The following is a 25,284-nucleotide window of genomic DNA, read 5'->3' as shown; positions in this document are numbered from 1 at the left end:
ACGGTCGCCCCGCCCATCATCCCCAATTCATATCGAGCGCCCGTCTCCCCTCGTCAGACGGCCGGCGAGAGGCTGACCAGGAAACGCGATCGATCGCTTTCAGGCGTTGCAGATGGTTCAAATCTGCATTGGGCGTCATTAACTCCGGTCGGCATTCTCTCAGAACGAAAGGGCCGGCGATGCCGCTGCTTCATATTTCACTGCGCGCCGGAAAGCCCGAGATTTACCGGCAAGCGATCTTCGACAGCCTTTACCAAGCGCTGCGCGATACGTTCGACGTGCCGGAAGATGACCAGTTCATGACCATCACGGAGCATGACGCTGCAAATTTCCGTTACGGCGCGTCCTATCTTGGCATCGCCCGAAGCGACGAGCTCGTGTTCATCCAGATTGCCGCAAACAATACGCGCACGGTGGAGCAGAAGAAGGCGCTGTTTCGGCGGATCGCGGAGCTGCTCGGGGAAAGCCCCGGCATCCGGCCGGAGGACGTGTTCGTGAACCTTGTCGAGGTCGCGAAGGAGAATTGGTCCCTCGGCCACGGCCTCGCCCAATACGCTTGAGGCGAAAGGGGGCAGGGCCCCGCGACCATGCTCGATCAGTCGCGGCGTGTGATCGCGCATCGTTCGACGATCTGGCGGGCCAGGCCGATGGATGTCGCGGTGCTTCGATTCAAACGCTTGGGTCGGCGCTGCGGATGTAACGACATCTTTCCCGGCCGGTGCCCGATTGCAGACATGGTGGCAGCTTCGCCCCTGATGCCCTTTCCGGCACCGGCCCGCGCGAAGGACTGATCGTGACCTGTCGTCATGCAATGGCAGGGACCGCGTGACCGCGATCCTGCCAGAGGGAGAGGTGAGCCCGGAAGGAGCGAGCCTGGGCGGGCGAGAGAGAGTGGCCCGGCAGGCGTCCTCCTTCCCACGCTCTCCCGGAGACTTTCCTTGGACGACACTGCTCCCTCGCCGCGCGCGCCATTGTATCCGCCCGCGACCAGTGGCTTCGCCGCCACGGCCGACGCGCTTTTCCGCGCCGGCCAGACGATCCTCGCCGAGCTCGAACATGGCCGTGTCATCAACGCCTCGATGCTGCGCGCTGCCATGGAGTCCGCATTCAGCGGCTCGGATGCAGAGGGGCTTTGGGACTGGAAGCTCGCCTATGACGCCGGGGAGTCCGCGCAGGTTCTGTTCCTGCGCAAATACGGAAAGGCGATGTTCCGTAATGCCACATCGCCGGCCGCTTCCCTCGGCATGATCGAAAAGCTGTCCGCGCTATTGCCGTCTCACACCCGCCGCTCGGAGACGAGTCAGGCGTTGCAGCAGTTCAGCACGCCAGCGGGCCTCGCCTTCGTTGCGGCTACTGCGGCATCGATCCGGCCGGACGAACTGGTGCTCGAGCCTTCGGCCGGCACGGGCCTCCTTGCAGTCCACGCTGAGGCAGCCGGTGGGCGGCTGATCCTCAACGAACTGGGCGAGACAAGAGCCGAACTGCTCGCGCGCCTCTTTCGCGGCATCACCGTTACGCGTCATGACGCGGCGAACATTGACGATTACCTCGCAGTGTCGATCAAGCCGACCGTTGTGCTGATGAATCCGCCTTTCTCGGCGGTCGCCCATGTCGGCAGGGCGATGAAGGATGCCGCGCTCCGCCACATCTCGTCAGCGCTTGCCCGACTGGCACCCGGTGGCCGCCTCGTCGTCGTGACCGGTGCCGCCTGCTCCCCCTTCAACCCGACCTGGGCCGAGGCATTCGCGACACTGCAGGGCCGCGGACGCATCGTCTTCTCGGCAGCGATCGACGGCCGCGTCTATGCGCGACACGGCACCAGCGTCGACACGCGGCTGACCGTCATCGATCGCCTTCCCGCCGACGATCCTCATATCTTTCCCGCATCGCCCGGGACCGCGGCGGATGCCGCAACGCTGCTGGCCTGGGTTCGCGAACTGGTTCCGCCGCGCGCACCCGCGCCGACTGCCCCATCATCTGCCTTGCCGATTATGCCTGCTGGCCGAGCGGCGGCGCGGGAAGCTTTGTCGGGTCGTGCCGCAAGCGCTGCCGCGATCGCGACGCAAGACGCGGCCCACGCCGTCGAGCTCACCTATGAAACGATCGATTGGGCGCCGTCGGACTCTGAACGCCTGACTGATGCGATCTACGAGCCTCACATGCTCCAGTCCGTCCGGATCCCTGATGCGAAACCGCATCCGACCCCGCTGGTTCAGTCGGCGGCGATGGCGTCGGTCGCACCGCCCAGGCCGTCCTATCGGCCGCAGTTCCCCGCGGGGCTCGTTGTCGATGGGCTGCTGTCGGACGCCCAGCTTGAGACCGTCATTTACGCGGGCGAAGCCCATGACGGCTTTCTGACGGGTGCATGGTCGGTCGATGCGACCTGGGGTGTCATCTCGGCCGCGCGTGACGATGCCGACCGGAGCGTTCGCTTCCGGCGCGGCTTTTTTCTCGGCGACGGCACCGGTGCAGGCAAGGGGCGTCAGGTCGCGGGCATCATTCTCGACAACTGGTTGAAGGGTCGCCGGCGTGCGCTCTGGATCAGCAAGTCCGACAAGCTGCTCGAGGATGCGCAGCGCGACTGGTCGGCGCTCGGACAGGAGCGGCTGCTGGTCACGCCGCTGTCGCGCTTCCGTCAGGGAACGCCGGTCCGGCTGGCAGAGGGCGTATTGTTCACGACCTATGCCACGCTCCGCTCGCAGGATCGCGGCGAGAAAGTGAGTCGGCTCCAGCAGATTGTCGACTGGCTGGGCGCGGATTTCGACGGTGTGATCATCTTCGACGAGGCGCATGCGATGGCCAATGCAGCCGGCGGCAAGGGCGAGCGCGGCGACCAGACGCCGTCGCAGCAGGGCCGTGCCGGCCTCCGGCTGCAACATGCCTTGCCAAACGCGCGGATCGTCTATGTCTCGGCGACCGGCGCGACCACGGTGCAGAATCTCGCTTATGCGCAGCGGCTCGGCCTGTGGGGCGGCGAGGATTTCCCGTTCGCCACGCGTGCTGAATTCGTCGCGGCGATCGAGGATGGCGGTGTCGCGGCGATGGAGGTGCTGGCCCGCGACCTGAAGGCGCTCGGCCTTTACGCGGCGCGCTCGCTCTCGTTCGACGGTGTCGAATATGAACTGCTCGAGCATGATCTGACACCGGAGCAGGTTCGTATCTACGACGCCTATGCCGGCGCATTCCAGGTGATCCACAACAACCTCAGCGCCGCGCTCGAGGCGGCGAATGTCACGGGCGCGACGGGTACTCTCAACGGCCAGGCCAAATCGGCCGCACGGTCGGCGTTCGAAAGCGCCAAGCAGCGCTTCTTCAATCATCTGATCACCGCGATGCAGACGCCGAGCCTCGTGGCGAGCGTCGAGCGCGACCTTGCCGAGGGGCATGCTGCGGTCGTCCAGATCGTCTCGACCGGCGAGGCGCTGATGGAGCGGCGCCTTGCCGAAATCCCGACCGATGAATGGGGCGATGTCCAGGTCGACATCACGCCGCGCGAATATGTGCTCGACTATCTCGCGCACAGCTTTCCGGTGCAGCTTTATGAGCCGTTCAGTGACGGGGAGGGCAATCTCTTCTCGCGGCCCGTCTATATCGATGGCCAGCCGGCCGAATGCCGCGATGCGGTCGAGCGCCGGCACCGGATGATCGAGCATCTGGCCGCCTTGCCGCCCGTGCCGGCCGCACTCGACCAGATCCTCCACCGCTTCGGGACGGACCTGGTTGCTGAAGTAACTGGCCGCACGCGCCGGATCGTGGCGAAACGCGACGACGATGGCGGGGTGCGCTTCGCCGTCGAGAACCGGCCAGGGTCCGCCAATCTCGGCGAGACCCAGGCATTCATGGATGACTCGAAGCGTATCCTGATCTTCTCCGATGCCGGTGGCACCGGCCGTTCCTATCACGCCGATCTGGGGGTGGTGAACCAGCGGCTGCGTGTTCATTATCTCCTCGAATCCGGCTGGAAGGCGGACAGCGCCATTCAGGGATTCGGGCGGACCAACCGCACCAACCAGGCACAGCCGCCGCGGTTCAGGCCGGTGTCCACCAATGTGAAGGCGCAGAAGCGCTTCATCTCGACCATCGCCCGGCGTCTCGACACGATGGGCGCGATCACGCGCGGCCAGCGCCAGACCGGCGGGCAGAACATGTTCCGGCCCGAGGACAATCTGGAATCCCATTATGCCCGCGACGCGTTGCGGCAGCTCTACAGTCTGCTGGTGGCGGGCAAGGTCGAGGGCTGCCCGCTCATGCTGTTCGAGCAGGCGACCGGTCTTTCGCTGACCGACGAAGGTGGTCTGAGGGACGAACTGCCGCCGATCACCACCTTCCTCAATCGCATGCTGGCGCTGACCATTGCCCTGCAGGATGTCCTGTTCACGGCATTTGAAGGCCTGCTTGCCGCCCGCGTCGAGGGCGCGATTGCCAGCGGGGTCTATGAGATTGGCCTGGAAACGCTGATGGCGGAGAGCTTCGTCATCTCCGATCGCCGGACGATCTACGCTCATCCGGGCACCGGCGCTGAGACAGCGCTGCTGACGATCGAGCGGCAGGATCGCAATCAGCCGCTCCAGCTCGACCAGGCGCTGGATCGCGGCAAGGGTGCGGATGTCTTGTTGCTGGTGAATGCAAAGTCGGGCCGCGCAGCCGTGCAGCTGCCGTCGCGCAGCCTGTTGCTCGATGACGGCAGTCTCGAACGGCGGGTGCGGCTGGTCCGCCCGATGGAGGCACCGACTATGCCGCTGGGCGCCATGGCCGAAACCCAGTGGGAAAAGGCAGACCCGGCAGCGTTCGCCGCTGCATGGCATGCCGAGCTCGCGACGATTCCCGAATTCGAGACGAGCACCATGCATATCGTCGCCGGCCTCCTTCTCCCGATCTGGAAACGCCTGCCCAAGCAGTCTTCGCGCGTCTATCGCCTCCAGACCGATGACGGCGAGCGCGTCGTCGGACGGCGTGTCTCACCCGCCTGGGTCGCGGCGACGCTTGATGTGGATGTGCCCGCGCTCTCGGCGCAGCAGGCCTGGCCGATGCTGCTGGCAGGGGACGTCTCGCTTCATCTCGCCGAAGGGCAGGTCCTCACCCGGGTTCGCGCGATGGGCGTCCACCGGATCGAATTGACCGGCTTTGACGATCTCGCGCTGCAGCGGTTGAAGGCGTTCGGCTTGATCTCGGAGATCGTGTCGTGGAAACTGCGGCTGTTCGTGCCGACGGGGGCCGACGGCGCGGATGCGCTCGCGCGGCTGTTGGAGCGATATCCGCTCCGGAAGGTCGCCGAGCGCAACCCGGCGAAAGCCGCTTGAGGATGCGCCCCATGGACAAGCCCGCCACCGACATCGCCCACCGCCTCGCTTCCCATGCCGAGGCGGTGTGCCGTCGCTATCTCTCGCAAGGGCGTCGCGAAGGCCGCTACTGGCTTGTTGGCGACGCTCGCAATACGCCCGGCCGCAGCCTTTATGTCCGTCTCGCCGCATCGCCGGATGGACGTGGCGCGGCTGGCAAATGGACCGACGCCGCGACTGGTGAGCATGGCGACCTGCTCGATATCATTGCATTGTCGGGTGGCCATGATCAGTTACGCGACGCGCTGGACGAGGCACGGCGCTTTCTCAGCATGCCCTTGCCCGAGCCGTCAGCCGACGTGCCACGTCCTCGCCTCGGGAAGGTGCCTACGGGCACTCCCGAAGCAGCGCGCCGGTTGTTCGCCGCATCAAAGCCGATCACCGGGACGATCGTGGAAGCGTATCTGCGCAAACGCGGGCTTGCCGACTTGCGCGGGCACGACATGCTGCGCTTCCATCCGCATTGCTATTACCGGCCGTCCGAGGACGATGCGGCCGGCACGAGGGCCGCCTGGCCGGCGATGATCGCTGCCGTGACCGATGGCGATGGCACCATGACCGGCGTCCATCGCACCTGGCTCGATCCTGCGACGTTCGAGAAGGCGCCGATTGCGACCCCGAGGCGTGCGATGGGGAATCTCCTTGGTCACGGCGTTCGGTTCGGCGTTGCGGGCGAGGTGATGGCGGCGGGGGAAGGGATCGAGACCATGGGTTCGCTGCGATCGATCATGCCCGCCATGCCGATGATCGCCGGTCTGTCGTCCGCCCATCTTGCCGGCATCCTGTTCCCGGCGACCTTGCGGCGTCTCTATGTCGCCCGGGACGACGACCCCGCCGGTAATGCGGCGCTGGGGGCATTGACCGGGCGCGCCATGGCAGCCGGGATCGAGGTCGTTCCGCTGTCACCACTGTTCGGCGACTTCAACGAGGATCTCCAACTCCTGGGAGATGCACGCCTGTGCGCGGCCGTGCGGGAGCAGCTCATGAGCGACGACGGAAACCGATATCTCGTACCTCCGGGTTGAACGGCGCAGTGGCGGGGCAGGGCATCCAGGTTCGTCCTGCGCCGGGATCGCTGAGATGATGCCGGGGGTTCGATACCAAGCCGCGCTCTCGGCCTTCTGAGAGGGCGATCGGGACGGCAAACGTCCCTGCCCCGCAACCGCGGTCTTCACCTTTCTTCCCCTGTCGGCTGCGCCGTCATTCCTCGCGAGGCAAGAAAGCCTCGCCCGCCGTCCCCCGCTTCGCTCGGGCCCTTCGGATGCAGGTCCGGTCCGCCCGCCGTCTTTCGTCGCCTGCGAAGGCCGCGATGGGCGCGGCTCGATATCGAAGGGCAGCATCATGACAACCGATCACGACGATCACGAACCCGAGCATCAGGAGTCCCCCACGAGCGTCATTCTCCAGGAATTGTCGCTCTACGCTTACCGGCCATTCTCCGACGAGCCGGATCCCCGACCGCTCCCCGAGGACCAGATGGCGATCGGTGCGGTGGTCGACACCTTCGACGCATTCGTCTCGGCGCTGCACGACACACGGATCGAACCCGATCTCGAGGATCTGCTCTGGGGCGTGACCAATGTGTTCCACCGCGCGGTCGAGCGGGTCGAACGTGAGCTCGACGATAACGAGGTGGCGCAGCGCGCCAGCCAGCGCGAGCAGGACGGCTCGGAGGTCAAATCGGTCGAACTGGAGCGGCTGTTGCGCGAAGGCACGACGATCTTGGAGCGCCGCGACACGATGGAGTTTTTCCGCGAGGTTGCCATCGAGCAGTTCAACCTGCATTTCCGCAAGCCCTGGACGCCGCGCTCGGGTTCGGTCGCCAATCGCAAGGCGCTGACCGCTTCGATGATCGACAGCCGCGATTTCATCAGCGCACGTCGGCTGGCCGACCGCGAGGTGTTGATACCGGCCGGGCCGAAGATCGCGTTCACTGCGGGCAATGCGTTCAACGATCACCAGTTGATCTGGCAGGTGCTGGACAGGGTCCATGCCAAGCACCCCGGCATGGTGCTCCTGCACGGCGGTTCTACCACTGGCGGAGAACGTATCGCTGCGTGCTGGGCCGATGCGCGTAAGGTTACCCAGATCGCGTTCAAGCCCGACTGGGCACGACACAACAAGGCAGCGCCGTTCAAGCGCAACGATGCGATGCTGGCGGTTCTTCCGATCGGTGTGATCATCTTTCCGGGCACCGGCATCCAGGACAATCTCGCCGACAAGGCAAGGGCGATGGGTATTCGTCCGATGGATTATCGCCCGAAGGGAGGAGGGTGATCGGAACCTGGTCAACAACTGGATTTGGCTGAAGGCATCTGGAGCTCATTGTCCCCGCAGGTTGTGCAAAGCGTGAGCCGGCTCATCGAACCTGACGCGTCGGAGGTGCTCTTCGGCGCGGTACAGGAGCAGGCATAGGATTGAGACGAGGCAAATCGATTGGTTGGCCGTCCTGTCCGGAAGCGAGGCCCACCCCGCTCTTTGAGGCTTTACCCTTGGTCCAGTGCATGGCCTGACGCCATCAACCCTAAAGGGTCTGCTACGCAAGCGTGCTGCCGCGCCGGCTGCGCCTGCGCGGTGACTGCTGCCATGCCCCCGACACTTCGGGCGCCTGTCGAGCGGGGATGGTCCTCGCTCCCGGACAGGAGCTTCGATCATGCCGCTGAACCTCGCACAATCCTACGCCTGGAACCTCGCCCGTACGATGATGGCCTGCATCGTCATCTTCAAAATCAATGAGCAGATTTTCGGCGTCGCCGAAGCGCGTGAATATGACGGCGACCCGCTGAGCATCGTGCGCGAATATGATCCGTTCGACCGCTGAACGATTCACCCCGTCAGGCGTCCGGGAAGGCCATTTGGTCTTTCCCGGGCGCCTTTTCCGTTGCTAATATGGTCGGACAGTTGCGCTGTGGTGGTGGTGGAGAGCGCGTCCGACGACTTTGTTCGTCAAGGAGGACGCTCATGATTCTTGCTGTTCCCATCCTGATTGCCGTCAGCCTGTTCCTGGGCTGGGCGCTTGTATCGCTCGCCGTCAACGCGCTTCCCCTGTTCTCGGGCGTATCCGCCGGGCTGCTCGTCCTGGGCTGGAGCGGCAGTGCGGCGGGCGGCTTGATCGCCGGCCTGAGGGTCGGGATCGCCGTCGCGATGGTCGGGCCCATCGCCTTTTCACGCGCGCGGTCGCCGATGCTGCGCCTGTCGATTGGCCTCATCTTCGCGGCACCTGCGGCGGTTGCCGCCTATCATGCGGTGTCGGGGCTGTTCGATCACGTCGTCGGGACCGCGCCGCGCGAGACATTGGCATTCGCTGCAGCCTTTCTCGTGGGGATGGCGGCATGGCGGCGGTTCACCGATCGTGCGGATCGACCCGTTGCCGATTGATTGACCGGCTGAGCCGGGAGCGATGGGATGGCCGACCGGCACGGACTGACAAATTCCGTGTGCGACTTCTCGCCGCGATTGTCGGAAGCGATGGTGATGAGGAGCATGTCTGAACGGTCTTGCCGGGTGCCCGCCCAATCAGGCTGACCTTTTTCGCGGCTTTGACAGATGTCGCCTTCGCGGCGCGGTAGCGCTCCACACGACCTCGTTGATGGCTGTGCTAGCCGGACGACGGCTGCGCCTCGATCGCCTGTCCGCAACCTCGGTCCCGGCACTTTCTTCCCCTGGGCTGGCGCCCATTCCTCGCGAGGCAAGAAAGAGCCGGTCCCGCGGTCCAGCGCTTCGCTCGGGCAAAGCTGCGTCGTCGATCGCGCCCGGCCTTTGCTGGCCATCGAGGCCGCATGGGGCGGTATCGAGACAGCGAAGGAATATCATCATGGCAAATATCGGCAGCTTCAAGAAGGTCGGCCTGGAATATCAGGGCGAGATCGTCAGCCTCGGCGTTCAGGCCCGCGGCGTCCGGATCGTTCTGGAAGACAACCGCCAGAACGAGAACGCGCCCACCCACCGGGTTTTTGTCGGTCGCGCGGAAATCGGCGCAGCCTGGACCAAGCGCTCGGCCAGCCAGCGGGACTATCTCTCGGTCAAGCTCGACGATCCGAGCTTCACGGCACCGATCTTCGCCAATCTCTTTGATGACGAGGAAGGCGACACCTACAGCCTGATCTGGTCGCGGCCGAGCCGCGCCAACGACTGACCCGAACGGGGTCGCCCCGCCCGGCAGTGCCGGGCGGGGCATCGCGGCGTTCTATATCGAAAGTGGTTGTCAACGAGTGTGAGCAAATAGCACAGGCGATCTACATCCCGATCGGTAAGATTTGACGAAGGCGAGGGATTTGAGAGCCCATTCTTCCCGATCGGTAAGAAACGCCTTGATCTTGAGCTTGTGATGTGGAATCTTCCCGTTCGGGAAGATGATATGATCGAGAATGCACAGCAATTCGGTGAAGCAGTAGCGAGCGCGCGCAAGGCGCTCGGCCTGACGCAGCGCGAGCTTGCCCTGGTGATCAACAGCGGCGAGCGTTTCATCGTCGACCTGGAGGCCGGCAAGGCGACCGCCCAGCTCGGCAAGGCGCTTGCCGCCGCCAAGGCGGTCGGGCTTCGTCTGTCGGCATCGGTCGCGGCACCGAGATGACCATGGAACTACCGGTCCTGTATGACGACCGCCTGGTTGCCATGATCACGGCCGATGCGACGCGGACCGAACTGGTCTATTCGCAAGCCTGGCGCGACGCGGACGATCGGTTCGCCATCTCGCTCGCCATGCCGATCCGCGAGCAGCCTTATTCCGCCGAGTTGGTGCTACCCTGGCTCATGAATCTGCTGCCCGAGGGCGAGCCGCTCCGTGCCATGATGCGCGTGCTTGGCACGGCCTCGGAGGATGTGCTGGGCCTGATCATCGAGACTGGCAACGACCTGGCCGGCGCGCTCACCATCGCGCCACAGGCTTTTCCGGGCGCGCCGGGCTACCGGGAGATTTCCGATGCCAAGACGCTCGAACGGATCCTGACCGACCTGCCCGCGCGGCCATTCCTGGTCGACGAGGAGGGGGTGTCGATGAGTCTCGCGGGTGCGCAGGACAAGCTTCCCGTAGCGCTTCGCGGAGGCGAACTCTCCATACCGGTCAACGGCGCTGCCTCGACCCATATCCTCAAGCCCGACAATCCGCGCCTGATCGACAGTGTCCAGAACGAAGCCCTGTGCATGGTGCTTGCGCATCGGGTTGGCCTTGACGTGGCGCCCGTCATCACCGGCAGGGCGGGCGGGCGCAGCTATCTGCTGGTGACGCGCTATGATCGCAGCGAAGATGGCAATGCGGTCCGCCGCCTGCATCAGGAGGATTTCTGCCAGGCGCTCGGGCGCCCGCCGGGCGCGAAATATGAATTCAACAGGACCGGCCCCCGCGGCCCATCGCTTGCCGAGATATTCGGCGTGGTCCGCCAGCACATGACCGGTCGCGACATCACCCGTCTGCTCGACGCCGTGATCTTCAACATCGCGATCGGCAATGTGGATTCGCACGCCAAGAACTATTCCGCGCTGCTTGAACCCGATGGCGCCAGACTGGCGCCACTCTACGACCTGATGTCTGGCCTCGCATGGGACGGGATCACGCCAAATCATGCGCAGGAAGTCGGCGGCCAGCGCCGGGGGCGGTACATCTATGAGCGCCATTGGCGTCGTATGGCAGAAGCCGCTGGACTGGGCGGCAGGGGAACGGTCCAGCGGGTCGAGCAGGTCACCGCACGCATATTGCGCGAGCTGCCCGCAGCGGCCGAGGAAGTGGCGGTCATGCCGGCGGGCGCCGGCGGGATGCTCGATATCTTCGTCAAGGAGATGACCGAGCGAGCGACCGAAGTGCGCGCGCATGCCCGCGAAAATGGGGACCATATGCCCGCGGAGAATGCGGCGGGCGACGACGAGGAAGGAGCGGCCGCGACCGCTTATCACGGCTAGCGCCCCGCCCTGACAGCAGGGCTTGCAAGTCCATTGAACGGCATTGGCGCCAGGCGATCTTACCGCTGCGGCTTGACTGCCAAGCTCACCCCCGCCGGCGCTCGCCGATCCACCTTCCAGCGGGAGAGGCTTCCCCGCCCGGACGGATAATCCGATCCGGGCATATTCCGCTGGGGCCGCCCAAGGTGGTCGCAAACGGACGAACGCCCGCCACTTCGCGGCAAAAACAGGTGGCCAGGCTCTCCCCGTCACGGTCGGATAAGGCGCAGAATCCGGACCTTCCGGCCATTCCGCCACATGCCCATCCATGCCGGCGATTGGATGGAGCTGGCGATCACCGCCCGTCGTCCGCTGGAGGTCACCCATGACGACGCCGGAAACCCCTACGGCCCAACGCTATCTACGCACGCCCGATGCCGCGCTCATTCTCTGCCTGTCGGCGCGGACGCTCGAGAAGCATCGTTGCTACGGCACGGGTCCCGTCTTCTACAAACTCGGCGGCCGGGTGGTATATACGCTGGAGGACCTGCAATCCTGGGCCGACCAGGGGGTGCGGCGCTCGACCTCCGATCCGGGCAACGGCGTGGTTCATCCCGCTAAACGCCTCGACCCCGCCGTCCTCGGCGCGACCGGTCCGGTGCGGCGTTGACCATGGCGGTCATCCGGTCTGGCAGTGAACGGGCGCAGCTCGACCTGTTCCGGTCGATCCCAGGCGATATCGCGCCGAGGGATGCACAGGACCTGATGGCGTGGCCCTTTTTCAGCCTGGCAAAATCGAAGCGCGTTACGCCGATCGACTTCCGCATGGGCGACACCTGGATCGTGGTCGAGGCGACGCCCGAGCACGGCATGGCGACCATCTGGGATGCCGATGTGCTGATCTGGGCGGCTAGCCAGATCGTCGAGGCGCGCGATGCCGGGCGCCCGACCTCGCGGCTTATGGCGACCACCCCACACGAGATTCTGACCTTTATCGGCCGCGGCACCGGCCGCGACAATTACGACCGATTGAAAGCCGCGCTCGACCGCCTCCAGTCGACCACCGTCGCGACCTCGATCCGCCAGCCGTTGCAGCGGCGCCGGCACCGCTTCTCCTGGATCAACGAATGGAAGGAGCGGCTCGATAGCGACGGTCGGCCGCTGGGTATCGAGATGATCGTGCCCGACTGGTTCTTCGCGGGCGTCATGGACCAGGCGCTCGTGCTGACGATCGACCGGGCCTATTTCGAGCTCACCGGTGGCATCGAGCGCTGGCTCTACCGGATCGTGCGCAAACATGGTGGCCGGCAGCTTGGCGGCTGGAGTTTCGACCTCGCCCATCTTCACCTCAAATCCGGTGTGCTCTCGCCGCTGAAGCGGTTCAGCTTCGAGCTGCGCGGCATTGTGCGCCGCCAGCCGCTTCCCGGCTACCGCCTCTCACTCGAAACCGAGTTCGGCCGGCAGCGCCTGCGGTTCGTGCCCATCCCCGAGGATTCCTTCGATGTCGCGATGCGCCGCGTCGGCCTCGCACCTGTGGGTAAGAGGTGATGGGAGTCGTCCTATCAGGAACCGCTGGAGTCGTCCTATCCGGAACCGGGGAGTCGTCCTATCGGGAACCGGAATCGTATCTAAGTCACGGTTTTGTCAGCCCGAATCCCGCGCCTAACTTAGCTAACAAAGAATCCTTCGGATTCTTTCTAACGCTCCGGGCGCGAGACCGATCTATGGACGGATGGCGCGTGGGGCGACGGCATCGCCGGCCGCCGTGTCGACCGGTCCCGCGGCTTCGCCTGGCCCGGTCCTGCGCTCGATCCGGCCGGGCCGTGACCCGTCGCCTCAATCATCGCCGCGTGCTGCACGGTCCGATCGTGCATGCGCTTTCCGCCTCTGATGGAGTGCAATCATGAACGATCGAGTCCGCGTTTCCGAGCATTCGAGCGCGTCTCCACCCGGCATTCCGGGCAGCACACTCACCCATGTCGAACTGGTCTGGATCGAGAAGCGGATCGAACACTGGATCCGGTTCGGACGTGTGGCCCAGGAGCGGATTATCGATCGCCGTCGCCGCGCCGTCAGCTTTCGATCGAACGCCGTTTTTGCTTTCGTTCGCTGGTCGTCGAACTGCTTCGGCACGATCCGGTCGCGCATCGACATCGTTCGCGCCGTCTCGCGCGGTGAGCCTTATTCGACACTGCCCTCGGTCCGCCCCGGCGGCGAACTGTTGCTGTCGATCCATGGCTGGCCGAAGGTAGAACGCGTCCTGCGCGCGATCGATGCCGTCGAGGCGATCGGCGTGGATGCATGCGACGCGGCGCCCGAGCATTGGTGCCATGTGCATAATCGGCTGACGGCCGGCCTCGAGCCGCGGGTCTATTCGATCGACCGTCACCGCGCCTGGCTCCAGCGCCGGGAGCTGCGGTCATGACCCGGTTCGGTTATGTAATGGCGGCCTATTTCGCCGCGATGGCGACGATCATCACCGCCTTCATTCATCCGCAGCCCAGACTGATCTGGAACGCCAGTGCAAGCGTGCCGGTCGGTCTCTATCGCTTACGCCCGTCTTCTTCGCCGAAGGTCGGCGAGTTGGTCGCCGTGCTGCCGCCAAAGGCGCTCGGCGCCTATCTCGCCGACCGCCATTATCTGCCGCTCGACGTACCGATGCTGAAGCATGTCGCGGCCGTCGCAGGGCAGCGCGTCTGTCGGGCCGGCACCAGGATCACGGTTGACGGCAAATATCTCGGCGATGCCCGCGATCGGGATCGTCGCGGCCGAGCGCTGCCCATCTGGGACGGGTGCCGCTCGCTCTCGGCGGACGACATCTTCCTGATGAATCCGGACGTGCCCGACAGTTTTGACGGCCGATATTTCGGGCCGCTTCCAACGGCCACGATCGTCGGCCGCCTGTCGCCGATCTGGATTCCGCGCGCCGACGCCGCGCCGAAATCCACCCGCTGAAACCCAACCCGATCGCAAACAACAGGAGCATATGATGACACAGATTGGCCGCTTCGACCGTACCGCGGACGGCTTTCGTGGGCGCCTCCAGACGCTCAGCCTGGACGTCAAACTCTGCCTCGTTCCGGCCGATGCCGACGCGGAAAATGCGCCGGACTATCGGATCCATCTCGGCGCGGACGGCGATGGCCTGGAGGTCGGCGCGGGATGGAAACGGGTCGGCGAGCGTGCCGGCGCCTATGTCTCGCTGCTCATCGACGATCCGGCGCTGCCGCATGCGATCAATGCGAACCTCTTCCAATCGAACCGTGATGGCCAGGAGCATCATCTGCTGTGGAATCGCGCCTCGCGCACCGGCCCGCGGAGCTGATGTCGTGCGCTTGCTCGACCTTTCCGCGGCTATCCTGCTTGCCGGCTTTACCGCGGCAACGGCGTCGGCGAGCACGCTCGCGCCGGCCGTCCGCGTCTCGCCCAGCGCGAACGATGTCGCCGGCTATGTGACGGAGGCGGCGCGCCGTTTCTCGATTCCGGAGAGCTGGATCTATGCGGTGATGCGCGTCGAAAGCGCCGGCGATCCGCGCGCCGTATCGCCAAAAGGGGCGGTCGGGCTGATGCAGATCATGCCCGATACCTGGGCCTATCTGCGTGCCCGTTACGGCCTCGGCGGCGACATGCACGACCCTCGCGACAACATCATCGCGGGTGCCGCGTTTCTGCGTGAACTCTATGATCGCTACGGTGTTCCGGGCTTTCTCGCCGCCTATAATGCCGGTCCCGGTCGCTACGAAAGTCACCTGGCGACCGGCCGATCGCTGCCTGCGGAGACCATTGCCTATGTGAACAGGCTGGCGCCGATTATCGGTGGGGCGGCGCCTGGCCGCACCGCATTTGCTGCAGCCGATCCGCGCGCCTGGACTCGTGCGGCGCTGTTCGCAAGGCGGCCGGAGGCGCCGGTCGATCGCGATGCGGATGCGGTTGAGCCGGCATCCGAGACGCAGCCCGCCACCCGCCGGCCGCGCGATATCGACGCGCACGCACCGGTTTCGACCGGCCTCTTCGTCCCTCTTTCCGGCAACATCTCGCGGTGACGCGGCATGGCGGCCTCTGGCGTGGCATGGCGTGCTCCATCGCTGTTTTGGCGGAATCGCAGGCTTCTGAGATCACTAGGAAAAAGCGATGGCAAGATAAAAGCGCCGCCGTCTCCCGGGGCGCATGTGGTTGGACAGGCAGGAGAATTTCGGCTGGCGCGTTCACTAAGCGGCTGGCGCGTTTCCTGATTTATGATGATATTACAAGGGACTGCTGTCTGGCCCATGGGTTTCTGGCCACGGTGTCGGTCCGATGAGCGCCGATGGCGAGGACTTCCGGATCCGGCCGGGAAGGGCAAGGGATGGGGGTTCTGGCTCAGGCCGGAAGGCCAGGACGCTGGCCGCCCAGGTAAAGCGAGCGGCGATGAAGGCCGGGTACACGCATGCCGGACCGCACGCGCGGCGCGGCGGCGGGACCGGGCGCTACGGTCGCGGCGGGCGGGCGCGGCTCATGGCGCGCCGGGCACCCGGCAGCCGGCGCGTCGTCATCATGGCGCGGGTGGTCCGCCACAACGGTGCCCGCTTCAGGGCCGCGTCGCTCGCGCGCCATATCGCCTATCTCGAGCGCGACGGCGTGACCCGCGATGGCGGCGCCGCCAGCCTTTTCGATGCGGGGTCCGAGCGGGCCGATGGGGATGCCTTTGCCGGACGCTGCGAGGATGACCGGCATCATTTCCGGTTCATCGTCTCGCCCGAGGACGCCGGTGAAATGGCCGACCTGCGCGCCTTCACCCGCGAGCTGATCGCCGACATGGCGACGGATCTCGATACCGAACTGGACTGGGTGGCGGTTGATCACTGGAACACCGACAATCCCCATATCCATGTGCTGGTGCGGGGCCGTGCGTCCGACGGCGCGGATCTGGTCATCGACCGAGACTATATTCGGGAAGGGATGCGCGCCCGGGCCGAGGAGCGCGTCACAATCGAACTGGGTCCGCGCAGCGAGCGGGAGATCCAGGGATCGCTCGAACGCGAGGTCGAGGCAGATCGCTGGACGAGCCTCGATCGCCGGCTACAGCGCATGGCGGATGAAGGGGCAGGCATCGTCGATCTGCGGCCCGGCGGCCGTGGCCCCGATCCGGACGCGCGGCGGCTGATGCTCGGCCGTGCGGCGAAGCTTGAGCGGCTTGGCCTGGCGGACCGGATCGATCCGGCCTGCTGGACCCTGAAGCCGAGGATCGAGCAAACGCTTCGCGATCTCTCCATCCGCACCGACATCATCAAGACGATGCACCGCGCGATGGCGGGCGGCGATCGGGCGCCGGATCTGGCAAGCTTCGCACTCCACGGCGATGTCCCCGTCGAGCCGATTATCGGCCGACTTGTTGAGCGCGGTTTGCATGATGAACTGACCGGCAGCGCTTATGCCGTGATCGACGGCGCGGACGGCCGCGCGCACCATGTGCGCTTCGACGACATCGACATGACCGGAGATGCCAGGGCCGGTGCGATCGTCGAGCTGCGTAGCTGGCCGGACACCAGGGGCAATCCGCGTCTGTCGCTCGCAATCCGATCAGATATCCCGCTCGATCAACAAGTGAAGGCGCCCGGCGCGACCTGGCTCGACCGCCAGCTCGTCGCACGAGAGCCGGTAGCTACCGGCAGCGGGTTCGGGCGCGAGATCCGCGACGCCATGGAAGCGCGCGCCGACCACCTTGTCAGGGAGAGCCTCGCGCGGCGCCAGGGCGAGCGGATCACCTTTGCGAACGGCATGATCGAGACCCTCAAGACCCGCGACCTGGACGACACCATCACGCGGATCGCGGAACGTACCGGACTGGCGCATCGGCCTTCCGCGCCGGGCGATCATGTCAGCGGCGTGTTTCGCGAGCGGGTAACGCTGGCGTCCGGCCGGTTCGCGATGATCGACGATGGGCTTGGCTTCCAGCTCGTGCCCTGGCGCCCGGCGCTCGATCAGCACCTTGGCCGCCACATCACGGGCACGATGTCGCCCGGCGGCGGTGTCGACTGGAACTTGGGGAGAACCCGGGGGCTCGGCTTGTGACGACTTTCTCAACCTCACCGCGGGAGTCCTTCTGATGTCGGCCACCAAGATCCTGTGGGGCCAGATCATTGTCGTTTTCCTGATTGCCCTGGGCGCGGTCTGGGGTGCGACGCAATGGACAGCCGCAGCGCTCGCCTATCAGCCGGAGCTGCAGCCGGTCTGGTTCATGTTCGGGCGTACCCCGATCTACCCGCCGCCTGCCTTCTTCTGGTGGTGGTTCAGCTACGACGCCTATGCCCCGGCGATCTTTCTGAAGGGCGCCTATATCGCCGCGTCGGGCGGCATCACGTCTGCCGCCGTCGCGATCGGCATGTCGGTGTGGCGCGCGCGCGAAGTGAAGCGGGCGCAGACCTATGGTTCGGCACGTTGGGCGAGCGAGCGCGAGGTCGAGGCGGGCGGCATGCTTGGCGAGGATGGCGTCCTGCTCGGCAGGCTCGGGGCGCGCTATCTTCGCCATGACGGGCCCGAGCATGTGCTGTGCTTCGCGCCGACCCGGTCGGGCAAGGGCGTCGGCCTGGTCGTGCCGTCGCTCCTGATCTGGCCGGGAAGCTGCATCGTCCACGACATCAAGGGCGAGAACTGGTCGCTGACTGCGGGGTTCCGCGCGACCGTCGGGCGGGTCCTGCTGTTCGATCCGACCAACCCGGCATCGTCGCCCTACAATCCGCTGCTCGAGGTTCGCAAAGGCGAATGGGAGGTTCGCGATGTCCAGAATGTCGCCGACGTGCTGGTCGATCCCGAAGGGAGTCTGGAGAAGCGCAACCATTGGGAGAAGACCAGTCACGCGCTGCTGGTCGGGGCGATCCTTCATGTCCTTTATGCCGAAGGCGACAAGACGCTCGCCGGTGTAGCCGCCTTCCTCTCCGATCCGCGCCGGCCGATCGAGACGACGCTTCGCGCGATGATGACCACGCCGCATCTCGGCGAGGCGGGCGTACATCCCGTGGTTGCCTCGGCCGCGCGCGAACTGCTCAACAAGAGTGAGAATGAGCGATCGGGGGTGCTCTCGACCGCCATGTCGTTCCTCGGCTTGTATCGCGATCCGGTCGTCGCCCGTGTCACCGGCGCCTGCGATTGGCGCATCGCTGATCTGGTCGACAGCGAGCGCCCGACGAGCCTCTATCTGGTGGTGCCACCGTCCGACATCTCCCGTACCAAGCCGCTCGTTCGCCTGATCCTCAACCAGATCGGGCGGCGACTGACGGAAGAGCTGACGCCGAAGGCACGGCGGCACCGCGTTCTGCTCATGCTCGACGAGTTTCCCGCGCTGGGGCGGCTCGACTTCTTCGAAAGCGCGCTCGCCTTCATGGCGGGCTATGGGATCAAGGGGTTCCTGATCGCGCAGTCGCTCAACCAGATCGAGAAGGCGTACGGCCCGAACAACGCGATCCTCGATAATTGCCATGTTCGAGTCTCGTTCGCGACGAACGACGAACGTACCGCCAAGCGAATTTCGGATGCCCTCGGCACCGCGACCGAGATGCGCGCGATGAAGAATTACGCCGGGCACCGGCTGTCGCCCTGGCTCGGCCATCTGATGGTTTCGCGGTCAGAGACGGCACGTGCCCTGCTGACGCCAGGCGAGGTGATGCAGCTGCCGCCCGACGACGAGATCGTCATGGCAGCCGGCCTCGCGCCGATCCGTGCGCGAAAGGCGCGTTATTACCAGGACCATCGTTTCACGGAACGACTGGTCCCGCCGCCATTGCCGCAACCACTCCCGGCGGACCAGCGGCCGGCCGACGACTGGACCGCGCGACCGCCGATCGCGGCGGCCACCGCCCCGAAATTGAGACCGGTCGGCGGGGAGGAGAGCGTAGGAAGCGACGCCAGGGTCCCGGTACCGCCAGTGTCGCCGGTGGCCGATCCCGGTAGTGCGGCGACGAACGAGGCGGCGCCCGTCGATACCGCCAATGCCGGCATCCGTCGCGAGCCCGATCTTCCTGAGCATGAGGAGATCGTCGCCCGGCCGATCCAGCAGCCCGGCGAATTCGATTTTGGCGATGGCGACGGCGATCAGGACGCCGATGCAGTGCGCAACCGCAGGCTTCAGGAGCGGATGTCGGGCGTGGCGCGCCAGGCGTCGCTCGACCCCGACGACGGGATCGCACTGTGACCCCGCGGCCGAGGGTCAAGCATACTTTCCGCCTGCCGGCCGATCTCGCGCGGCAGCTGGCGGATCATGCCCGGTCGCGGCGGGTCTCGCAGGTGGCGATCGTCGAGGCCGCACTCGCATCGTTTCTCTCGCCCGATGGCGCCGACCGACTCGAGGCAGCGGTGAGCCGCCGGCTAGACCGGCTGACGCGCCAGGCTGACCGGCTCGAATGGCATGTGGAATTGTCGAACGAGACGCTCGCCTTGTTCATCCGCTTCTGGCTGACCAGCAACGCGCCGCTGCCCGATACCGCGCTCGCCGCCGCGCAGGCTATGGGAAAGGAGCGTTGGGAGCGCTTCGTGGAATCGCTGAACCGGCGGATGGAGTTGGGGCCGAGGTTAGCCCGGGAGCTTTCGCAAGATGTTCGAAAGCGTTCGACTGAGCCACCTGAGGCGTGATCCCCGCATGCGCAAGCAGACGGCCATTTGCGACACGGGACTTGGCCGGACGCGTTTGGGGGTATCGACAAGGCATTGGCAGCACGACAAGGGCGATCTTGCGTCCGAACGCATCACGGGTTTGAGGCTGAAGGCGTGGTGGCTTCAATATCGGCCGACGACCTCCACCTGGCAGGATAACTCCCCCGGGCCGGTCCCCGCATCTTCGCAGGGAACAATGCTGGCGCTGACATCGAAGAAACAGGCCGTCGTGATACTGGCATGTTGTTCCCAGACGATGACGCCGCCCCGGTGCCATTCGCCCTCGGTGTCCTCTATTATTGCTCGCGCGAAGGCGCCGGCAGCGTCGATCGGATCCTCACCGATCACGCGCCGCGGGCTGGTTTCAGCACCCGGCACAAATATCGCTGCCCAATAGGTTGTTGGCATCCGCCCTCGATTCGCAAGTCGATGCAGATTGCCCATTGTCCGGAGAATGCCAAGCTCGCTTCAGGGCGGCAGGATCGGTGGTCCGGCAGTGTCGGTCACGGATGAGCGTTCGATCAGAACCGCCGTTCCTTTGTCTTTCTACGCCACGCTACGAGGTGGATAAATCCTTGTTGCCTCGAACGGATTTGCACCTCTCTTAATTGTCCCCGTCAGCCGGATCAGCCGTGCGGGCGTATCGAAGGGGACCACTTTGACCGTGCATCCGTTCCGATCCGAGGCTTCCTCGCGCGGTGCCAGAATGCTGCGCAGCGCGCTCGGGTTATCGATCTCGGCCTGGCTCGAGGATCCGGCCGTGATCGAGGTGATGCTCAACCCCGATGGCCGGCTCTGGGTCGATCGCCTCGCGCAAGGCGTTTCCGATACGGGTCAGATACTGTCTGCGGCCGACGGCGAGCGCATCATTCGCCTGGTTGCGCATCATGTCGGGGTCGAGGTTCATGCCGGATCTCCGCGCGTCTCGGCCGAGCTTCCCGAAAGCGGCGAGCGGTTCGAGGGACTGCTGCCACCCGTCGTCGTCGCGCCGACCTTCGCGATCCGCAAGCCCGCAGTCGCGATCTTCACGCTCGAGGACTATGTCGAGGCCGGGATCATGTCACTGGCGCAGGCCGAGGCGCTGCGCGCCGGGGTGTCGGGCAGGCTGAACATCCTCGTCGCCGGCGGGACCTCGACCGGCAAGACGACCCTGACCAATGCGCTGCTCGCCGAGGTCGCCAGGACCAATGATCGCGTGGTCCTGATCGAGGATATTCGCGAGCTGCAATGCGCCGCGCCCAATCTGGTGGCGATGCGGACCAAAGACGGCGTGGCGACCCTGTCGGATCTCGTCCGCTCCAGCCTTCGCCTTCGGCCCGATCGCATCCCGATCGGCGAGGTGCGTGGCGCCGAGGCGCTCGACCTGCTCAAGGCCTGGGGCACGGGTCATCCGGGTGGCGTCGGGACGATCCACGCCGGCACGGCGATCGGCGCGCTGCGCCGGCTCGAGCAGCTGATCCAAGAAGCCGTCGTCACCGTACCCCGGCCGCTCGTTGCCGAGACGATCAATCTCATTGCCGTGCTGGTCCGCGACGGCCCTGGCCGGCGCCTTGCGGAGCTGGCGCGGGTCGAGGGGCTCGGGCCCGATGGCGACTATCGCCTCAGCTTCCTTCCCACCCCCAGCAACGGAGCCATATCATGAGCCGCTTCCTCGTCCGCATGCGATCCCGGGTCGCGCCGCTTGCCGGCGTGGCGCTCGTCGCTTTTGCTATCACCCGCCCGGCCTATGCCGCCGGATCGTCGATGCCGTGGGAGGCGCCGCTTCAGTCTATCCTCGAATCGATTGAGGGGCCGGTGGCGAAGATCATCGCGGTGATCATCATCATCGTCACCGGCCTGACGCTCGCCTTTGGCGATACGTCCGGCGGTGGGCGTCGTCTCATCCAGATCGTGTTCGGCCTGTCGATCGCGTTCGCGGCCAGCTCCTTCTTCCTCAGCTTCTTCAGCTTCGGTGGCGGGGCACTGGTCTGATGGACACTGGCGAGACCATGTCCGGCTATTTTGCACCGGTGCACCGTGCGCTGACCGAGCAGATGCTGCTCGGCGGCGCGCCGCGGGCAGTGGCGATCGCCAATGGCACGCTCGCCGGCGCGGTCGGTCTCGGTCTCAGGCTCTGGCTCGCCGGCATCGTCATCTGGGGGATCGGTCATGTCGCGGCGGTATGGGCCGCGAAACGCGACGCGCAGTTCGTCGATGTCGCGCGTCGGCACCTGCGTTACCCCAGCTATTTCCGGGCTTGAGGCCAAAGATGCTGTCGCTCCGCGAATATCGCAACAGGGCATCGAGCCTGGCCGATTTCCTGCCCTGGGCGGCACTGGTCGCTCAGGGCGTGGTGCTCAACAAGGACGGAAGCTTCCAGCGCACCGCCAGTTTTCGCGGACCGGACCTGGATTCAGCGACACCGTCGGAGCTCGTCGCGACGACCGCGCGCCTCAACAACGCGCTCCGGCGGCTGGGCTCGGGCTGGGCGATCTTCGTCGAGGCCCAGCGCTATGCTGCGCAGCATTATCCTCAGAGCCGTTTCCCCGATCCAGCGTCGGCGCTGGTCGATCGCGAGCGCGCGGAGCAGTTCGCCGAGGAAGGCGCGCATTTCGAGAGCAGCTATTTCCTGACGTTGCTGTGGATGCCGCCGGCCGAGGACGCCGCGCGCGCCGAGGGTTGGCTGTTCGAGGGACGGGCCCAGGCGGGCATCGATCCGCGCGAGATCCTCGCGGGTTTCATCGACAGAAGCGGACGCGTGCTGCAGCTGGTCGAGGGGTTCGTCCCCGATGTCCGCTGGCTCGGTGACGGCGAGACGCTGACCTATCTGCACAGCACCATTTCGACAAAAGCGCAGCGGGTGCGCGTCCCCGGGACGCCGATGCATCTGGATGCCTTGCTGGTCGACGAGCCGCTGATGGGCGGGCTCGAGCCGAGGCTCGGCAGGCATCACCTGCGCACGCTCACCATCACCGGGTTCCCGACGGTCACCTTTCCCGGCCTGCTCGACGAACTCAACCGGCTCGCCTTTCCCTATCGCTGGTCGACGCGGGCGATCATGCTCGACAAGACCGACGCCACGAAGCTGCTCACCCGCATCCGCCGGCAATGGTTTGCGAAGCGCAAGTCCGTCGCCGCGATCCTGAAGGAGGTGATGACCAACGAGGCCTCGACCTTGCTCGATAGCGACGCGTCGAACAAGGCGGCTGATGCCGATCTCGCGCTGCAGGAACTCGGCTCGGACATGATCGGCCAGGCCTATGTGACCGCCACCGTGACCGTGTCCGATCCCGATCCGGCAATCGCCGGCGAGAAACTACGGCTGGTCGAGAAGGTCATCCAGGGCCGCGACTTCACCGTGATCGCGGAAAAGCTGAACGCGATCGAGGCGTGGCTCGGATCCTTGCCCGGCCACGTCTATGCCAATGTCCGCCAGCCGCCGGTCTCGACCCTCAACCTCGCGCACATGATCCCGCTTTCGGCCGTGTGGGCGGGGCCGGAACGGGACGAGCATTTCGGTGCGCCTCCCTTGTTCTTCGCCCGCACCGAAGGGTCCACCCCGTTTCGCTTCTCGCTGCATGTCGGCGATGTCGGCCATACGCTGATCGTCGGGCCGACCGGTGCGGGAAAGTCGGTGCTGCTCGGCCTGATGGCGATGCAGTTCCGCCGCTATGAAGGCGCCCAGGTCTTCGCATTCGACTTCGGTGGGTCGATCCGCGCCGCGGCGCTGGCAATGGGCGGCGACTGGCAGGATCTCGGCCACAGCCTGCACGACGGTACGGGCGGCGGCGTGCTGCTGCAGCCGCTGGCGCGGATCGACGATCCGGCCGAACGGAACTGGGCGGCCGAATGGCTTGCCGCGATCCTCGCGGCGGAAGGCGTGCCGGTCGATCCCCAGGCACGGGAGCATCTCTGGTCGGCGCTCGGCTCGCTGGCGTCCGCGCCGGTTGCCGAGCGGACGCTCACCGGTCTCGCCGTACTGCTCCAGGCACAGGCCCTGAAACAAGCGCTGGCGCCCTATTGCGTTGGTGGACCTTATGGCCAGCTGCTCGACGCCGAATCCGAGCGGTTCGGCGATGGCAGCGTCCAGGCGTTCGAGACCGAGGGGCTGACCGGCACCGGCGCGGCACCGGCGGTGCTGTCCTATCTGTTCCACCGCATCGAGGGTCGCCTGGACGGTTCACCAACGCTGATCATCATCGATGAAGGCTGGCTGGTGCTCGACAGCCCGGCCTTCGCCCAGCAGCTGCGCGAGTGGCTGAAGACACTGCGCAAGAAGAATGCGAGCGTCGTCTTCGCCACCCAGAGCCTCGCCGATATCGAGACGTCGACCATCGCGCCCGCCATTGTCGAGAGCTGCCCGACCCGCATCTTCCTGCCGAACGAGCGCGCGGTCGAACCGCAGATCATGGCCATCTACCGGCGCTTCGGGCTGAACGATCGCCAGATCGAAATCCTCGCCCGGGCAACGCCCAAGCGCGACTATTACTGCCAGTCGCGGCGCGGCAACCGCTTGTTCGAACTGGGGCTCGGCGACGTCGCGCTCGCCTTCGTCGCTGCCGCGTCAAAGGCCGACCAGCTGCGCATCGCGCAACTGACCGACACGGGTGGCGCGCGCGGATTTGCCGAGACCTGGCTGCGCGCGCGCGGCCTCGACTGGGCTGCGGATCTTCTGCCCGGTATCATTGAGGAGATGTCGTCATGAGAAGGTTTTTCGTTCGGCGGCGCATCATGTCCGCCGTCGCTATGGCCGCGCTCGCTGTCGCGAGCGCGGAGCCGGCAACAGCGCAGTTCGGCGGGATCGTCTACGACCCGAGCAACTATGCGCAGAATGTGCTGACGGCGGCGCGCTCGCTCGAGCAGATCAACCACCAGATCGAGATGATCCAGAACCAGGCGACCGCGCTGATCAACGAGGCGAGGAACCTGGCCTCACTGCCTTTCTCGTCGATCGCCCAGCTCCAGGCGCAGGTCCAGCGCACCCAGCAGCTTTTGGGCAGCGCCCAGCGCATCGCCTATGACGTCCAGTCGATCGATAAGACGTTCACTGCCCAATATAAGGGGGTGAGCCTGGCATCGTCCGATCAGGCGCTCGTCGATGGCGCGAAGGACCGTTGGAGCAACTCGGTCGCCGCGTTCGAGGACGCGCTCAAGGTTCAGGCCGGCGTGGTCGGCAATATCGATGGCGCGCGCGAGACGATGTCGTCGTTGGTCACCTCGAGCCAGTCCGCGACCGGAGCGCTGCAGGCGGCACAGGCCGGCAACCAGCTGCTCGCGCTTCAGTCCCAGCAATTGTCAGACCTGACCGCCCTGATGGCGGCGCAAGGCCGCGCCCAGGCGCTGGACGCGGCGCAGCGCGCAGCGGCCCAGGACCAGGCCCGCGAACAGCTCCGCCGGTTCCTGGCCCCCGGTACCGGCTATCAGCCCGGCACCGTCTCGATGTTCCACAACTGACACGAGGGTTGGC

At 65.8% G+C, this 25,284-nt stretch carries 24 protein-coding genes; 23 read left to right on the top strand and 1 reads right to left on the bottom strand.

The annotated features are described in order from the left end of the window. Positions 1 to 179 precede the first annotated feature (179 nt). The 18 genes from WC729_RS09525 (at position 180) to WC729_RS09440 (ending at position 19,817) form a co-directional block, all read left to right on the top strand. A complete protein-coding gene (locus WC729_RS09525; RefSeq protein WP_372851984.1) occupies positions 180 to 560 on the top strand; it encodes a tautomerase family protein in 381 nt (126 codons plus the stop codon). Between the two features lie 378 nt (positions 561 to 938). Then, positions 939 to 5,300 (top strand): strawberry notch-like NTP hydrolase domain-containing protein, encoded by a 4,362-nt coding sequence (locus WC729_RS09520; protein ID WP_372851982.1) that lies wholly within the window; start codon positions 939 to 941, stop codon positions 5,298 to 5,300. A gap of 11 nt (positions 5,301 to 5,311) precedes the next feature. Beyond that, positions 5,312 to 6,364, top strand: coding sequence for a toprim domain-containing protein (locus WC729_RS09515; protein ID WP_372851980.1), 1,053 nt, complete (start codon positions 5,312 to 5,314; stop codon positions 6,362 to 6,364). 316 nt (positions 6,365 to 6,680) lie between these two features. Next, entirely contained in the window at positions 6,681 to 7,616 is a 936-nt protein-coding gene (locus WC729_RS09510) for a DUF2493 domain-containing protein (RefSeq protein WP_372851979.1), read from the top strand. A 376-nt stretch (positions 7,617 to 7,992) separates the two neighbouring features. Next, positions 7,993 to 8,160: a hypothetical protein gene (locus WC729_RS09505; RefSeq protein ID WP_372851977.1), complete on the top strand. Its 168-nt coding sequence runs from the start codon at positions 7,993 to 7,995 to the stop codon at positions 8,158 to 8,160. A 140-nt stretch (positions 8,161 to 8,300) separates the two neighbouring features. Next, complete coding sequence (locus tag WC729_RS09500; protein WP_372851975.1) at positions 8,301 to 8,717, top strand: hypothetical protein; 417 nt, start codon at positions 8,301 to 8,303, stop codon at positions 8,715 to 8,717. A gap of 436 nt (positions 8,718 to 9,153) precedes the next feature. Continuing rightward, positions 9,154 to 9,474, top strand: coding sequence for a DUF736 domain-containing protein (locus tag WC729_RS09495; RefSeq protein WP_372851973.1), 321 nt, complete (start codon positions 9,154 to 9,156; stop codon positions 9,472 to 9,474). Positions 9,475 to 9,696: 222 nt separating this feature from the next. Then, a complete protein-coding gene (locus tag WC729_RS09490; RefSeq protein WP_372851971.1) occupies positions 9,697 to 9,912 on the top strand; it encodes a helix-turn-helix domain-containing protein in 216 nt (71 codons plus the stop codon). A 2-nt stretch (positions 9,913 to 9,914) separates the two neighbouring features. Next, the gene (locus WC729_RS09485; RefSeq protein ID WP_372851969.1) at positions 9,915 to 11,234 is read left to right on the top strand and encodes a type II toxin-antitoxin system HipA family toxin; all 1,320 of its coding nucleotides are present in this window, start codon (positions 9,915 to 9,917) and stop codon (positions 11,232 to 11,234) included. A gap of 364 nt (positions 11,235 to 11,598) precedes the next feature. After that, positions 11,599 to 11,883: a helix-turn-helix transcriptional regulator gene (locus tag WC729_RS09480; protein WP_372851967.1), complete on the top strand. Its 285-nt coding sequence runs from the start codon at positions 11,599 to 11,601 to the stop codon at positions 11,881 to 11,883. A 2-nt stretch (positions 11,884 to 11,885) separates the two neighbouring features. Further along, entirely contained in the window at positions 11,886 to 12,761 is an 876-nt protein-coding gene (locus WC729_RS09475; protein ID WP_372851965.1) for a replication initiator protein A, read from the top strand. Between the two features lie 355 nt (positions 12,762 to 13,116). Beyond that, positions 13,117 to 13,638, top strand: coding sequence for a DUF2840 domain-containing protein (locus WC729_RS09470; protein ID WP_372851962.1), 522 nt, complete (start codon positions 13,117 to 13,119; stop codon positions 13,636 to 13,638). Next, on the top strand, positions 13,635 to 14,168 hold the full coding sequence (locus WC729_RS09465; protein WP_372851960.1) for a S26 family signal peptidase: 534 nt from the start codon (positions 13,635 to 13,637) through the stop codon (positions 14,166 to 14,168). The genes WC729_RS09470 and WC729_RS09465 overlap by 4 nt, the downstream gene beginning before the upstream one ends. A gap of 34 nt (positions 14,169 to 14,202) precedes the next feature. After that, positions 14,203 to 14,538, top strand: a complete 336-nt coding sequence (locus WC729_RS09460; RefSeq protein ID WP_372851958.1) for a DUF736 domain-containing protein — start codon at positions 14,203 to 14,205, stop codon at positions 14,536 to 14,538. A gap of 4 nt (positions 14,539 to 14,542) precedes the next feature. Next, complete coding sequence (locus WC729_RS09455; protein WP_372851956.1) at positions 14,543 to 15,256, top strand: lytic transglycosylase domain-containing protein; 714 nt, start codon at positions 14,543 to 14,545, stop codon at positions 15,254 to 15,256. 253 nt (positions 15,257 to 15,509) lie between these two features. Then, complete coding sequence (locus WC729_RS09450) at positions 15,510 to 17,264, top strand: relaxase/mobilization nuclease domain-containing protein (protein ID WP_372851954.1); 1,755 nt, start codon at positions 15,510 to 15,512, stop codon at positions 17,262 to 17,264. 34 nt (positions 17,265 to 17,298) lie between these two features. Then, positions 17,299 to 19,380 (top strand): conjugal transfer protein TraG, encoded by a 2,082-nt coding sequence (locus WC729_RS09445; protein ID WP_372851952.1) that lies wholly within the window; start codon positions 17,299 to 17,301, stop codon positions 19,378 to 19,380. Next, the gene (locus WC729_RS09440) at positions 19,377 to 19,817 is read left to right on the top strand and encodes a CopG family transcriptional regulator (protein WP_372851950.1); all 441 of its coding nucleotides are present in this window, start codon (positions 19,377 to 19,379) and stop codon (positions 19,815 to 19,817) included. The genes WC729_RS09445 and WC729_RS09440 overlap by 4 nt, the downstream gene beginning before the upstream one ends. A gap of 144 nt (positions 19,818 to 19,961) precedes the next feature. Here the strand turns inward: WC729_RS09440 and WC729_RS09435 are convergent, their stop codons facing one another. Further along, positions 19,962 to 20,282 carry a hypothetical protein gene (locus tag WC729_RS09435; protein WP_372851948.1) on the bottom strand — a complete coding sequence of 107 codons (321 nt, stop codon included), beginning with the start codon at positions 20,280 to 20,282 and terminating at the stop codon, positions 19,962 to 19,964. 262 nt (positions 20,283 to 20,544) lie between these two features. Here WC729_RS09435 and trbB point away from each other — a divergent pair, with 262 nt between their 5' ends. From trbB to trbJ, 5 genes are read left to right on the top strand one after another with little or no spacing between them, the layout of a single operon-like run. Next, positions 20,545 to 21,480: a P-type conjugative transfer ATPase TrbB gene (trbB, locus tag WC729_RS09430; RefSeq protein WP_372851946.1), complete on the top strand. Its 936-nt coding sequence runs from the start codon at positions 20,545 to 20,547 to the stop codon at positions 21,478 to 21,480. Then, positions 21,477 to 21,809: a TrbC/VirB2 family protein gene (locus tag WC729_RS09425; RefSeq protein WP_372851944.1), complete on the top strand. Its 333-nt coding sequence runs from the start codon at positions 21,477 to 21,479 to the stop codon at positions 21,807 to 21,809. Before trbB ends, WC729_RS09425 begins: the two co-directional genes overlap by 4 nt. 17 nt (positions 21,810 to 21,826) lie before the next feature. Further along, positions 21,827 to 22,078, top strand: coding sequence for a VirB3 family type IV secretion system protein (locus WC729_RS09420; protein WP_372851942.1), 252 nt, complete (start codon positions 21,827 to 21,829; stop codon positions 22,076 to 22,078). An 8-nt stretch (positions 22,079 to 22,086) separates the two neighbouring features. After that, positions 22,087 to 24,522: a conjugal transfer protein TrbE gene (trbE, locus tag WC729_RS09415; protein ID WP_372851940.1), complete on the top strand. Its 2,436-nt coding sequence runs from the start codon at positions 22,087 to 22,089 to the stop codon at positions 24,520 to 24,522. Continuing rightward, positions 24,519 to 25,271, top strand: coding sequence for a P-type conjugative transfer protein TrbJ (gene trbJ / locus WC729_RS09410; RefSeq protein WP_372851938.1), 753 nt, complete (start codon positions 24,519 to 24,521; stop codon positions 25,269 to 25,271). Before trbE ends, trbJ begins: the two co-directional genes overlap by 4 nt. Positions 25,272 to 25,284 lie beyond the last annotated feature (13 nt).

The organism is Sphingomonas sp., from assembly GCF_041661825.1.
Taxonomy (GTDB): domain Bacteria; phylum Pseudomonadota; class Alphaproteobacteria; order Sphingomonadales; family Sphingomonadaceae; genus Sphingomonas.
Note: the sequence above shows the minus strand (reverse complement) of the source record. Positions and strands in the feature narration are given on the sequence as shown.

Coding starts and splice junctions, on each gene's coding strand:
- WC729_RS09525 (WP_372851984.1), top strand. CDS start 180: ATGCCGCTGCTTCATATTTCACTGCGCGCCGGAAAGCCCGAGATTTAC.
- WC729_RS09515 (WP_372851980.1), top strand. CDS start 5,312: ATGGACAAGCCCGCCACCGACATCGCCCACCGCCTCGCTTCCCATGCC.
- WC729_RS09510 (WP_372851979.1), top strand. CDS start 6,681: ATGACAACCGATCACGACGATCACGAACCCGAGCATCAGGAGTCCCCC.
- WC729_RS09505 (WP_372851977.1), top strand. CDS start 7,993: ATGCCGCTGAACCTCGCACAATCCTACGCCTGGAACCTCGCCCGTACG.
- WC729_RS09500 (WP_372851975.1), top strand. CDS start 8,301: ATGATTCTTGCTGTTCCCATCCTGATTGCCGTCAGCCTGTTCCTGGGC.
- WC729_RS09495 (WP_372851973.1), top strand. CDS start 9,154: ATGGCAAATATCGGCAGCTTCAAGAAGGTCGGCCTGGAATATCAGGGC.
- WC729_RS09490 (WP_372851971.1), top strand. CDS start 9,697: ATGATCGAGAATGCACAGCAATTCGGTGAAGCAGTAGCGAGCGCGCGC.
- WC729_RS09485 (WP_372851969.1), top strand. CDS start 9,915: ATGGAACTACCGGTCCTGTATGACGACCGCCTGGTTGCCATGATCACG.
- WC729_RS09480 (WP_372851967.1), top strand. CDS start 11,599: ATGACGACGCCGGAAACCCCTACGGCCCAACGCTATCTACGCACGCCC.
- WC729_RS09475 (WP_372851965.1), top strand. CDS start 11,886: ATGGCGGTCATCCGGTCTGGCAGTGAACGGGCGCAGCTCGACCTGTTC.
- WC729_RS09470 (WP_372851962.1), top strand. CDS start 13,117: ATGAACGATCGAGTCCGCGTTTCCGAGCATTCGAGCGCGTCTCCACCC.
- WC729_RS09465 (WP_372851960.1), top strand. CDS start 13,635: ATGACCCGGTTCGGTTATGTAATGGCGGCCTATTTCGCCGCGATGGCG.
- WC729_RS09460 (WP_372851958.1), top strand. CDS start 14,203: ATGACACAGATTGGCCGCTTCGACCGTACCGCGGACGGCTTTCGTGGG.
- WC729_RS09450 (WP_372851954.1), top strand. CDS start 15,510: ATGAGCGCCGATGGCGAGGACTTCCGGATCCGGCCGGGAAGGGCAAGG.
- WC729_RS09445 (WP_372851952.1), top strand. CDS start 17,299: ATGTCGGCCACCAAGATCCTGTGGGGCCAGATCATTGTCGTTTTCCTG.
- WC729_RS09435 (WP_372851948.1), bottom strand. CDS start 20,282: ATGGGCAATCTGCATCGACTTGCGAATCGAGGGCGGATGCCAACAACC.
- trbB (WP_372851946.1), top strand. CDS start 20,545: ATGCTGCGCAGCGCGCTCGGGTTATCGATCTCGGCCTGGCTCGAGGAT.
- WC729_RS09425 (WP_372851944.1), top strand. CDS start 21,477: ATGAGCCGCTTCCTCGTCCGCATGCGATCCCGGGTCGCGCCGCTTGCC.
- WC729_RS09420 (WP_372851942.1), top strand. CDS start 21,827: ATGTCCGGCTATTTTGCACCGGTGCACCGTGCGCTGACCGAGCAGATG.
- trbE (WP_372851940.1), top strand. CDS start 22,087: ATGCTGTCGCTCCGCGAATATCGCAACAGGGCATCGAGCCTGGCCGAT.
- trbJ (WP_372851938.1), top strand. CDS start 24,519: ATGAGAAGGTTTTTCGTTCGGCGGCGCATCATGTCCGCCGTCGCTATG.